At 71.3% G+C, this 9,966-nt stretch carries 9 protein-coding genes; 2 read left to right on the plus strand and 7 right to left on the minus strand.

Features of this window, described 5'->3' with window-relative positions:
* Positions 1 to 57: 57 nt before the first annotated feature.
* From ACZ6ZR_RS29730 to ACZ6ZR_RS29745, 4 genes are all read right to left on the minus strand, one after another.
* Entirely contained in the window at positions 58 to 846 is a 789-nt protein-coding gene (locus tag ACZ6ZR_RS29730) for an ABC transporter permease (protein WP_465647552.1), read from the minus strand.
* A gap of 68 nt (positions 847 to 914) precedes the next feature.
* Entirely contained in the window at positions 915 to 1,928 is a 1,014-nt protein-coding gene (locus tag ACZ6ZR_RS29735; protein ID WP_465647528.1) for an ATP-binding cassette domain-containing protein, read from the minus strand.
* A 163-nt stretch (positions 1,929 to 2,091) separates the two neighbouring features.
* Complete coding sequence (gene ilvA, locus ACZ6ZR_RS29740; RefSeq protein ID WP_465647530.1) at positions 2,092 to 3,306, minus strand: threonine ammonia-lyase; 1,215 nt, start codon at positions 3,304 to 3,306, stop codon at positions 2,092 to 2,094.
* An 81-nt stretch (positions 3,307 to 3,387) separates the two neighbouring features.
* Complete coding sequence (locus ACZ6ZR_RS29745) at positions 3,388 to 4,542, minus strand: cystathionine gamma-synthase (protein ID WP_465647532.1); 1,155 nt, start codon at positions 4,540 to 4,542, stop codon at positions 3,388 to 3,390.
* Between the two features lie 197 nt (positions 4,543 to 4,739).
* Between ACZ6ZR_RS29745 and ACZ6ZR_RS29750 the strand changes: the two genes are divergently transcribed.
* Positions 4,740 to 5,792, plus strand: coding sequence for a DUF4034 domain-containing protein (locus ACZ6ZR_RS29750; protein WP_465647534.1), 1,053 nt, complete (start codon positions 4,740 to 4,742; stop codon positions 5,790 to 5,792).
* Between the two features lie 95 nt (positions 5,793 to 5,887).
* Entirely contained in the window at positions 5,888 to 6,547 is a 660-nt protein-coding gene (msrA, locus tag ACZ6ZR_RS29755) for a peptide-methionine (S)-S-oxide reductase MsrA (RefSeq protein WP_465647554.1), read from the plus strand.
* A 69-nt stretch (positions 6,548 to 6,616) separates the two neighbouring features.
* Here the strand turns inward: msrA and ACZ6ZR_RS29760 are convergent, their stop codons facing one another.
* The 3 genes from ACZ6ZR_RS29760 to ACZ6ZR_RS29770 form a co-directional block, all read right to left on the minus strand.
* A complete protein-coding gene (locus ACZ6ZR_RS29760) occupies positions 6,617 to 7,897 on the minus strand; it encodes a hypothetical protein (protein ID WP_465647536.1) in 1,281 nt (426 codons plus the stop codon).
* 190 nt (positions 7,898 to 8,087) lie between these two features.
* On the minus strand, positions 8,088 to 9,263 hold the full coding sequence (locus ACZ6ZR_RS29765; protein ID WP_465647556.1) for a L,D-transpeptidase: 1,176 nt from the start codon (positions 9,261 to 9,263) through the stop codon (positions 8,088 to 8,090).
* 221 nt (positions 9,264 to 9,484) lie between these two features.
* A complete protein-coding gene (locus ACZ6ZR_RS29770) occupies positions 9,485 to 9,811 on the minus strand; it encodes a hypothetical protein (RefSeq protein WP_465647538.1) in 327 nt (108 codons plus the stop codon).
* Positions 9,812 to 9,966 lie beyond the last annotated feature (155 nt).

Below are 9,966 nucleotides of genomic sequence, written 5' to 3' on the forward strand. Positions count from 1 at the left end.
AGGGGGCGGCCGCTCTCGCATGACCCGTGCCGTCAGACCGCAGGGCGGACCCTGCTGTCAGACCGCGGAGCGGTACTTCCTGACCGACAGCCAGCCGAAGAAGGCCAGGATCACCAGCGACCAGAGCACCGAGACCAGCGTGGCGTTCTCCATCGGCCAGCCGCCCTGCACCGGGCCGAGCTGGTTGCCGAACAGGTCGCGGCAGGCCTGCACGGTGGCGCTGAACGGGTTCCAGTACGCGATCGGCTGGAGCCAGCCCGGCATCGAGCTGATCGGCACGAAGGCGTTGGAGACGAAGGTCAGCGGGAACAGCCAGATCAGACCGGCCGAGGTGGCCGCCTCGGGGCTGCGCACCGAGAGGCCGATCAGCGCGCCGATCCAGGAGAAGGCGTAGCCCAGCAGGAGCAGCAGCGCGAACGCGCCGAGCGCCTTGAGGAAGCCCTCGTGGAAGCGCCAGCCGACGATGGCCGCCACGACCGCCAGCACCAGCAGGGTGAAGGCGGTCTGCACCAGGTCGGCCAGGGTGCGGCCGACCAGCACCGCGGAGCGGGCCATCGGCAGCGAGCGGAAGCGGTCCACCAGGCCCTTGGTCATGTCCTCCGCGATGCCGGCCGAGGCGCCGGCCACCGCGAAGGTGACGGTCTGGGCGAAGATGCCCGCCATCAGGAACTGGGTGTAGGTGTCGGTGCTCGCCTCCGCACCGGGGATCTGGATCGCGCCGCCCATCACGAAGGTGAAGAGCAGCACGAACATCACCGGCTGCATCAGACCGAAGACCACGATCTCCGGAATGCGGGTCATCCGGCGCAGGTTCCGCTTGGCGACCACCCAGGAGTCGTGCAGCATCGCGGAGACGCCGTGCTTGGGGTGGGTGACGGCGGAGCCGATGGCTTGCTGCGGGTTGGCCGTGGTCATCAGACGTCCTTCCCGTGGCTCTTGCGGCCCTTGGCCGGCTTCTGCTCGGCGCCGTCCTCCTCCTCGGCCTCCTCGGCCGTGGCCCGGCCGGTGAGGGAGAGGAAGACGTCGTCCAGGGTCGGGCGGCGCAGGCCGATGTCGTCGATCTCGATCGAGCGGGAGTCCAGCTCGCGGATCACGTCGGCCAGCACCCGGGCGCCACCGCTCACCGGGACGGTGATCTTCCGGGTGTTCTTCTCCAGCGCCGCGTCGCCCTTGGCGTACGGGCCGAGCGCGGCCATCGCCTCGGTCACGTCGTCGCCGCGGTGCACCACGACCTCGATCCGCTCGCCGCCGATCTGGGCCTTGAGCTGGTCGGCGGTGCCGCGGGCGATCACCTTGCCGTGGTCGACCACCGCGATGTCGTGGGCGAGGCGGTCGGCCTCCTCCAGGTACTGGGTGGTGAGCAGCAGCGTGGTGCCCTGCTCGACCAGGGTCTCGATGACCTCCCAGAGCGCCAGCCGGTTCCTCGGGTCGAGGCCGGTGGTCGGCTCGTCCAGGAACATCACCGGCGGGCGGACCACCAGGGCGGCGGCCAGGTCCAGGCGGCGGCGCATGCCGCCGGAGTAGGTCTTGGCGGTGCGGTCGGCGGCCTCGTCGAGGTTGAACCAGTTCAGCAGCTCCTTGGCGCGGGCCTTGGAGTCGCGGTTGGTCATCTGGTACAACTCGCCGACCATCTCAAGGTTCTCACGCCCCGTCAGGTACTCGTCGACGGCGGCGTACTGGCCGGAGAGGCCGATCAGGCTGCGCACCTGGTTGGGGTGCTTGAGCACGTCCACCCCGGCGACCACGGCACGGCCGGAGTCGGGCTGGAGCAGGGTGGTGAGGACGCGCACGGTGGTGGTCTTGCCGGCGCCGTTGGGGCCGAGCAGCCCGAGCACCGTGCCTTCGGGAACGTCGAGACTCACGCCGTCGAGGGCGCGTACGTCACCGAAGGTCTTGACCAGGTTCTCGGCTTGGATGGCTGGCGCCATGAGCCTTCCTCATCTCCTTCTATGTAATTTGTCCGTTTTATCCCAAGGCCGTACCCCGGTCCACGAAGGTTCATGCCACAGGAACGGCGCTGACACCCTCTCAGCTACCACCGACAACCGCCCCCGGTTTTCCGATCCGCGGCGTCTGAACGGCAGCTTCCGGTCAATGGCTCACCACGTAGTCCGCGTCCCGGAGTTCGCCCACCACCAGGGCGCAGTGCTCCGGTCCCTTGGTCTCCAGGTGGAGGTCCACCTCCACCTCGGTCAGCCCCAGCTGCGGGTCGATCCGCACGTGCGCCACGTCCAGCACGTTGGCGTCCACCCTGGTCAGCACGGCCAGCAGGTCGGCCAGCGCGCCCGGCTTGTCGGTCAGCCGCACCCGGAGCGAGAGGTAGCGTCCGGCGGCGGCCAGGCCGTGCCGCAGCACCCGCTGCATCAGCTGGGGGTCGATGTTGCCGCCGGAGAGCACCGCCACCACCGGGCCGCCCGCGAAGTCCTCCGGGTGCTCCAGCAGGGCCGCCACCGGGCTGGCCCCGGCCGGCTCGACCACCAGCTTGAGCCGCTCCAGGCCGACCAGCAGGGCCCGCGAGAGGCTCTCCTCGGAGACCGTCCGGACGCCGTCGGCCAGGGTGTTCACCACCTCGAAGGGGATGTCGCCGGGGCGGCCCACCATGATGCCGTCGGCCATGGTGGCGAAGCGCTCCAGCGAGACCGGCCGCCCGGCGGCCAGCGAGGGCGGGTACGCGGCCGCACCGGCCGCCTGCACCCCGATCACCCGGACGTCCGGCCGCAGCGGCTTCACGGCCAGCGCGATGCCCGCCAGCAGCCCGCCGCCGCCCACCCCGACCAGGATGGTGCGCACCTCCGGGCACTGCTCCAGGATCTCCAGGCCGACGGTGGCCTGGCCGGTGACCACGTCCCAGTGGTCGAAGGGGTGGATGAAGACCGCGCCGGTGGCCTCCGAGTACTGCTGGGCGGCCCGCAGCGCCTCGTCCACGGTCGCCCCGTGCAGCTTCACCTCGGCACCGTAGTCACGGGTGGCGGCGACCTTGGGCAGCGGGGCGGCGCGCGGCATGAAGACGGTGGCCCGGACCCCGAGCAGCGAGGCGGCCAGCGCCACGCCCTGCGCGTGGTTGCCCGCGCTGGCGGCCACCACTCCGCCGGCCTTCTGCACCGGGGTGAGGCCGGCGATCCGCACGTAGGCGCCGCGCAGCTTGAAGGAGCCGGTGCGCTGGAGGTTCTCGCACTTGAGGTGGACCGGGGAGCCGATCAGTCCGGAGAGGTACCGGCTGCTCTCCATCGGGGTGGCCCGGGCGACCCCGGCGAGCATCTTGTGCGCACCGCGGACGTCGTCCAGGGTGACCGGCCAGTTCTGCATGGTTCCTCGGGTGCTGAGCAGCGTGCGGGAATGGACGAAGGGGCGCGCACCGTCAGGTGCGCGCCCCCGAACAGAGCGGGATCAGCCCAGCGCCTGGGTCAGGTCCGCCAGCAGGTCGTCGATCGACTCGATGCCGACCGAGACCCGGACCAGGTCGGCCGGGACCTCGAGCGCGGAGCCCGCGACCGAGGCGTGGGTCATCAGGCCCGGGTGCTCGATCAGCGACTCGACGCCGCCCAGCGACTCGCCCAGGGTGAACAGCTTCGCCCGGTTGCAGACCTCGACCGCCGCCTGCTGACCACCCGTCACCCGGAAGGACACCATGCCGCCGAAGGCCTTCATCTGCTTGGCCGCGATGTCGTGGCCCTGGTGCTCCGGCAGGCCCGGGTAGTAGACCTGGCTGACCTTCGGGTGCGAGGTCAGCAGCTCGGCCACCTTCTCGGCGTTGGAGCTGTGACGGTCCATCCGGACCCCGAGGGTCTTGATGCCGCGCAGCACCAGCCAGGCGTCGAACGGGCCGGAGACCGCGCCCATCGCGTTCTGGTGGTACGCCAGCTCCTCGGCCAGGCCAGCGTCGGCCGCGACCAGCGCGCCGCCGACCACGTCCGAGTGGCCGCCCATGTACTTGGTGGTGGAGTGCACCACCACGTCGGCGCCGAAGGCGATCGGCTGCTGCAGGTAGGAGCTGGCGAAGGTGTTGTCCACCACCAGCAGCGCGCCCGCGGAGTGCGCCACCTCGGCCAGGCCCGCGATGTCGGAGATGCCCAGCAGCGGGTTGGACGGGGTCTCCACCCAGACCGCCTTGGTGCCCGGGCGGATCGCCGCGCGGACGGCGTCCAGGTTCTGGGTGTCGGCCACCGAGAACTCCACGCCCCAGCGGTTCAGCACCTTGGCGAACAGGCGGAAGGTGCCGCCGTAGGCGTCGTTCGGGATGACGATGTGGTCGCCCGGCTTCAGCACGGTGCGCAGCAGGGTGTCCTCGGCCGCCAGGCCGGAGGCGAAGGCGAGGCCGCGGACGCCGCCCTCGATCGCGGCGAGGCACTCCTCGAGCGCGGTGCGGGTCGGGTTGGCGGAGCGGCTGTACTCGTAGCCGCCGCGCAGGCCGCCCACCCCGTCCTGCTTGTAGGTGGACACCTGGTAGATCGGCGTGACGACGGCCCCGGTCTGGGGGTCTGCTTCCTGGCCCGCGTGGATGGCGAGGGTCTCGAAGCCCTGGGGAAGAGCGTGCTCGGTCATGGTCCGAGCCTAGTGCCGGAACGGGACCAAGGCGGGCAGAACGTCCTCCGCCCGGACCGTCCGTCAACTTCCGTGCCCCGTGCGGCTACGATCTGCACGCTCCGTACACGCGTCCGACCCGGTCGGAGCACGGCGGGCGGCCTTCCGGCCCCGCCGCCGACCCACCGTCACCTCCCCGTGAACCACCGGAGTGCCCCGTGCTGTTCCTCACCATCGCGGTCATCGCGCTGACCTTCAGTCTGGTCAAGTCCCTGCGCGCCCGCCGGGCCGCCCGCCCGGTGGCCCCGCTGGACGACGCCACCGCCCAGCGCTTCGGTCTGGTCCCCGACCGGGGCCTGGTGCTCGGCCACACCACCCTGGACGACCGGGGCCGGGCCGCCCTGGAGGCCGCCGAGCGCGGCGACTGGCGTCCGGCCGCCGAGTACGTCGAGGCCGCCGGGACGGACTGGGACGAGCGCTACGACCGGATCGACCTGCTGGTCGACCTGGCCGGCCGGTCCCACGAGTGGCTGGAGGCCTGGCGCAAGGAGCGGCCGGAGTCCTCGGACGCCGCCTCCATCCGCACCGCCGCGCTGGTGCACGCCGCCTGGGCGATCCGCGGCTCGGGCTACTCGAACACCGTCACCGACGAGATGCGCAAGGGCTTCCAGGCCAAGCTGGCCGAGGCCCGCGAGGCCGGTGCCGAGGCGGCCCGCCTCGCCCCCGCCGGGGACCCGACCCCGTACCTGGCCCAGCTGGCGCTGGCCCGCGGCCAGAACTGGTCGAACGAGGAGTTCCGCGCGCTCTGGGCCGAGGTCGCCTCCCGCGCCCCGCGGCACTGGGACGGCATCTGGCAGGGCAAGGAGTACTGGACCCGCAAGTGGCACGGCAGCCACGAGCTGCTGCACGCCTTCGTCGACACCACCGTCGCCGCCGCCCCGGCCGGCAGCCTGCTCACCGTGTACAAGCTGGACGCCTACACCGAGCAGTACGGCGACGGCGCGGCCGGCCTGGGCACCGGAGAGCTGCGGGCCGCCGTGGACGCCCTGCTGGCCGACCTGGCCGCCGCCCGCCCGGACCACCCGCAGCTGGCCGTCGCCCGCGGCTGGGCCCTGCGCTTCCTGACCGGCCAGGGCCGGCACGCCGAGGCGCTGGCCCAGTTCCAGGCCCTCGGCCCGGTCATCCCGCGCACCTTCCTGCGCTCCTCCGACGGCCCGGACGAGTTCACCGACCTGCGGGCCCGCACGGTGGCCGCGCTCGCCCGGGGCTGACGGCACGTCAGGGAGGGGCCGCCCGGCAGGAATGCCGGGCGGCCCCTCCGCGTTGTCACGGTCAACCCCCGATGCCGAATCCCCGGGAGCAGGCCGTGCTGTTCAACCGTCACAAGAGCGAGCTCGTCACCGCCGAGCAGGCCCTGCCCGGCCGGGCCGAGCCCGCGTTCGCGCTCACCGAGCCGCACACCGTCCTGGGCACCCCGCTCACCGGCCCGTACCCGGAGGGCCTGGAGGTAGCGGACTTCGCGCTCGGCTGCTTCTGGGGCGCGGAGCGCACCTTCTGGCGCCTGCCCGGCGTCTGGACCACCCTGGTCGGCTACCAGGGCGGCCACACGCCGAACCCGACGTACGAGGAGGTGTGCAGCGGCCTGACCGCGCACACCGAGGTGGTCCGGGTGGTCTACGACCCGCGGCTGGTCTCCTACGAGACGCTGCTGAAGACCTTCTGGGAGTCCCACGACCCGACCCAGGGCTTCCGCCAGGGGAACGACCGGGGCACCCAGTACCGCTCCGCCGCCTACACCCACTCCCCCGCCCAGCTGGCCGCCGCGCTGGCGAGCCGCGACGCCTTCCAGCCCGAGCTGACCGCGATCGGCCTCGGCCCGATCACCACCGAGATCGCCCCGGCCGGCCCGTTCCACCCCGCCGAGGGCTACCACCAGCAGTACCTCTCCGACGCCAAGAACCCGAACGGGTACTGCGGCCTCGGCGGCACCGGCGCCAGCTGCCCGATCGGCGCGGCCAAGGGCTGAGCACGACGGAGGCCCCGCCGCACCCCCTGCGAGAGAGGGGTGCGGCGGGGCCTCCGTGCCGAGCGGGTGTCAGCCGGCCGCGATCAGGGCCTTGAGCTGGTCGTAGCCCATGCCCGCCTGGGCGAACATCTTGATCTGGGCCTCGGGCACGCCGCCGAGCGCGGCGAGCTCCTTGACCTGGGCGTCGGTCAGGGTGGCGGCACCGGCACCGGGCTTGGCACCCGGGACGGTCGCACCCGCCGGGGTCTTGCCGCCCATCGCGGCACCCATGAAGATGCCGACGACGTCCTCGAAGTCCTTCTTGGTGAAGGCGGTGGCGCCGGTCGGGGCCTTGGGGGCCTCGGCGTCCTTGGTGAAGCTCACCTTCACCGGCATGTGGACGTCGGCCGGGGCGTCCTTCTCGAACTGGGCCAGGTCGATGGAGACCGCCGAGAGCGCGCCGTCCTTGATGAAGACGTCGACGCCGACCTTCTTGTCCGGGAAGTCGGACGGGACGGTGCCGGGGAGCTTCTCGAAGCCGGGCATGTCCTTGACCAGCGGCTTGACGCTCTTCAGCAGGTCGTCGGCGAAGGCCTTGGCGGGGGCGGCCACGTAGATGTGGTCGGCGCCCTCGTGCTTGCCCTTGTCCTCGAAGGTGACGTTGCGGGAGATGACGTCCTTGACGGTGTTGACCAGGCCGGAGGCGACCTTCGGGTCGACCGACGGGGCGGCCGAGGGGCTGCCCTTCGCGCCGGCGGCCTTGGTGGCCTCCTGCGCCAGGTCCTTGAGGGTCTTGGTGTCGACCGAGACCCACTTGCCGCCGACGGCGTCCTGGAAGACCTTCGGGAAGGCCGCGGCGCCCTCCTTGAGCTCCTTGGTGTCCTCGCCGGCGATCTTGGCGATGCCGTCGACGTCGGCCTTCACGTAGAGGGTGCCGTCGACGTAGCGAAGGTCGGCCAGGGCCGCGCCGTCCTTGCCGGTGACGGCGTAGGCGGCGTCGTAACCGAGGTCGTCCGGGATGGAGTTGAAGTCCGTGACGCCGCCGGCCTTGAACGCGGGCAGGTCCTTGAGCGGCTTGTCGGAGGCGATCGCGACCGAGAGCTTGATGCCGGACATCAGCTCGGCGGTCTTCTGGTCGAGCTGGTCGCTCTTGTCCTTGGAGACGGCCTTGTCGAAGGCGAGGATCTGCTCCGGGGTGGCGTCGAAGCCGAGCTCGGCCTTGAAGCTCTTGCCCTCGGTGACCTTGCCGAAGGCACCGGAGACCTTGTCGGCGGCGGACAGCTGCTTGACCGTGCCGCAGGCGACCAGGCCGCCGGCCAGCACGACGGAACAGGCGGTGGCGGCGACGGCAACGCGGGCCGTCCGGCGCATGGTGGTGTTGATGGGACTTCTCCCCCGTGAAAGGCACCCGGACTGCTCTCCGGGCTGCGACGCTCGTCTCTTGGATACGACCCCAGGCAAGCAGCTTTCACCCACCGGGTCATCCCGTTTTCGGCACTCGTGGCCGAACAGGGACACATCCGGTAACTTATCCCGCTCTTATGACGATCCGTCGCCCGGGTCAGACCGCGCTGCCCGCCTTCCAGGCGGACCACTCCATGTTCCAGCCGTTCAGGCCGTTCGACGGAGTCACCGTCTTGTCACCGGAGTTGATCACCTCGACCACGTCCCCGACCATCGAACCCGCGTAGAACCTTGCGCCGTTCGTCCCCGGATCACCCGCACCCTTGACGTCCCGCAGGGCGATGCAGCCGTGGCTGGTGTTGGCGTTGCCGAACTGTGACGCCGGGGACCAGTAGTTGCCGTGGATGAAGGTGCCCGAGGTGGTCAGCCGCTGGGCGTGCGGGACGTCCGGGATGTTGTACTCGTCGCCCAGGCCGACGGTCTGCGAGTCCATCTTGGTCTGCTGGTACTGCTCGGAGATGACCATCTTCCCGGCCCAGGTCCGGTGCTCCGGGGAGCCGCCGATCACCGGGTAGGTGGCGGTCACCTGGCCGTCGGTGGTCACCGTGAGGGTGTCCTTGGAGAGGTCGGCGACGCTGACCTGGCTGCGGCCGACGGTGAAGGTCACGTCCTTGGACTGGGTGCCGTAGACGCCCTTGGCGCCCTCCACGTCCTTGAGCCGCAGCTTGAGGGTGACCTTGGTGCCCTTGGCCCAGTACTGCTCGGGGCGGAAGTCGAGCCGGGTGCTGGAGTACCAGTGCCCGACGACCTCGACGCCCGGCTCGGCCGTCACCGTGATCGCCTGCTGGACGGCCTTGCGGTCGGTGACCGCCTTGTTGAAGTTGATCGAGACCGGCATGCCGACCCCGACCGTGGCGCCGTTCTCCGGGGTGAAGTAGCCGACGAAGGTGTTGGCCGGGGAGGCGGTGGCGAACTTCGCGTTGGCGTCCGCCTCCAGCTTGTCCCGGTCCTGGGCGACCGCCGCCAGGGCGTACCCGGTGCCGCTGGCCAGCTGCCCGGTGGACTCCCAGCTCGCGCCGTCGGCGGCGAGCTGCCCGGGTATCTCCCGGCCGTCCTCGGCGGTGAGCTTCACCGAGGTGAGCTTCCCGTCCACCACCGTGACCCTGGCCGGCCGGTTGAACGGGGCATCGGTGACGCCGTCCACCGGGGAGACGGTGATCTTCGCGACCGAGGTCTTCGGCGAGGCACTGCCGCCGCCACCGGTGGAGCCCGCGGAGCCGGACGGCTTGTCGTCGTTGCAGGCCGCCAGCAGGAGCACGGGGGCACCGAGCATCCCGGCCAGTACGCCGCGCCTGCTCCAGTGCGGCTTCTCGGTCTGCGTCACGGCGGTTCTCCCTGCTCTTCACCTACGGGCGTTACGTACCAAATCAACGCGATCCGGGCGGAAGCGGTTCCATCACCAAACGGTTGAGATCGTACGAGAGTACTGAAGATGCCGCCAGAACGGACAAATCGCCCGCCCGGAGCTCCGGACGGGCGATTCGACGGTCGGTCCTACTGGTCCGCGTACTCGGTCCAGGTCTCCTCGTCCGGGTCGTAGTCGATCCGGGCCGACTCCCAGGTGGCCGAGGTCAGCTCGACGCCGGGCACGCCGCCGAGCAGCTCGACCGGGTCGATGAAGTGCGCGAGCGAGCCGGACGGGTCCAGCTCGATGGCCTCCACCGACTGGCCGCGCTCCTCGTCGTCGAGGTACTCGTCGGCCTCCACCTGGGCCAGGGCGGCGGCCTTCAGGGCCTGCTCGTCGGTGATCTCGGCGACGATCTCGATGCTGAGCCGTACGTAACGGGGGGCGTCCTGCTCGGGCAGGTCAGTGCTGGTCATGTGGGCGAGCCTAGGCGAGCCCCGGTACGGCTGGGAAACGGGTGAGGCCGGCCCCCTCGGAAGGGGGCCGGCCTCACCGTCTCCGCCCTGGTTCCCCCACCCGGGAACCGCGGAGACGCGCCTTGCGGCGCGGTAGGTGCCGTGGGGGCCACCGC

It is taken from the genome of Kitasatospora sp. NPDC088742 (assembly GCF_055584905.1).